At 66.1% G+C, this 890-nt stretch carries 1 protein-coding gene; it reads left to right on the top strand.

The features are described from left to right. Nucleotides 1–48 precede the first annotated feature (48 nt). Nucleotides 49–768 carry a Crp/Fnr family transcriptional regulator gene (locus ACX12L_RS22960; RefSeq protein ID WP_459264575.1) on the top strand — a complete coding sequence of 240 codons (720 nt, stop codon included), beginning with the start codon at nt 49–51 and terminating at the stop codon, nt 766–768. The last annotated feature ends 122 nt before the right edge of the window (nt 769–890 follow it).

Consider the following 890-nt stretch of genomic DNA (forward strand, 5'->3'; position numbering starts at 1 on the left):
CCGAGCACGCGACAATGGCCCGCACCCCAGTCACGCAAACGACAGACCATGGACGAACCCATTCTTACCATCGACGAACGCGAGGCGATCAATGGCGGTCGCTGGTTTTCCTCCCTCTCCCCTTCCTTGCGCCACGACATACTGCGATGCGCTACCGTGAAACGCTACAAGGACGGCGCCCTCATCGCCGCGCGCGGCGATCCGCCCGAGGAGTGGATTGCCTGCGCCCGCGGCGCCGTGCGCGTGAGTTCCACCAGCCTCTCGGGCAAGCAGATCACGCTGACCTATGTGGAGCCGGGCATCTGGTTCGGCGACGTGGCCATCTTCGACGGCGACCGGCGCACCCACGATGCCTATGCCCATGGCGATTCCACCATCCTGTGCGTGACGCGCGCCGATTTCAAGAAGATCCTGGCCGCGCACACCGAGCTGTACGAGGCCATGCTGCGCCTGCATGCGCGGCGCATCCGCCAGCTTTTCGGGCTGGTGGAGGATCTCAACACCCTGCCCCTGCGCTCGCGCCTGGCCAAGCAGATCCTGCATCTGGTGCGCAGCTATGGCGTGCCCAGCCTGCACGATGGCAGCGAGATCCGCATCGGCCTGCAGCTGGCGCAGGAGGAGCTGGCGCAGTTGCTGGGCGCCTCGCGCCAGCGCGTGAACCAGGAGCTCAAGGCCATGGAGCGCGAGGGGGCGATCCGTATCGAGCCCGGCGGCCTGGTGGTGCGCGACCGCGCGGCGCTGATGCGCGTTGCCGAGGCCGACGATTGATCCGCTGTTTCGTTTTTCCTTTCGAGTGGGCCCGCACATGAGCACGTTTGATCAATTCATGGGCACGCGCCCCGTTTCTGGGCCGCATGCTTTCGATGCCGATGCCCTGGCCGCGTGGATGT

The organism is Alicycliphilus sp. T452, from assembly GCF_054512775.1.

Excerpts from the sequence above, each read along its gene's own strand:
- ACX12L_RS22960 (WP_459264575.1), top strand. The coding sequence starts at position 49 with ATGGACGAACCCATTCTTACCATCGACGAACGCGAGGCGATCAATGGC.